This window comes from Peribacillus sp. SIMBA_075 (assembly GCF_046534585.1).
The window spans coordinates 1-314 of sequence record NZ_JAWRYN010000323.1 but is presented as its reverse complement, the minus strand read 5'-3'; the positions used below and the strand labels follow the sequence as shown (position 1 = coordinate 314).

At 51.9% G+C, this 314-nt stretch carries 1 protein-coding gene; it reads left to right on the top strand.

The annotated features are described in order from the left end of the window. On the top strand, positions 1–314 hold a 314-nt coding region (locus SB775_RS28420; RefSeq protein WP_410864523.1), incomplete at both ends, for a sigma 54-interacting transcriptional regulator.

Below are 314 nucleotides of genomic sequence, written 5' to 3'. Positions count from 1 at the left end.
CGGCAAGGAGCTGTTTGCCAAAGCCGTGCATGATGTTCGTGAGGGTGCCAATGCGCCATTCGTCGCCATCAACTGTGGCGCGATCTCGCCGACCTTGTTTGAGAGTGAACTGTTTGGTTATGAAAAGGGAGCCTTCTCCGGGGCCGATCAAAAAGGGAAAAAAGGAATGATCGAGCTGGCACGTGGAGGCACACTCTTTCTGGATGAAGTCGGCGAAATGCCGCTCGATATGCAAGTGAAGCTCCTTCGCGTTTTACAGGAGAAAAAGTATTATCCGGTAGGTGGAACCAAGCAGATTGAGGCTGACTTTCGAG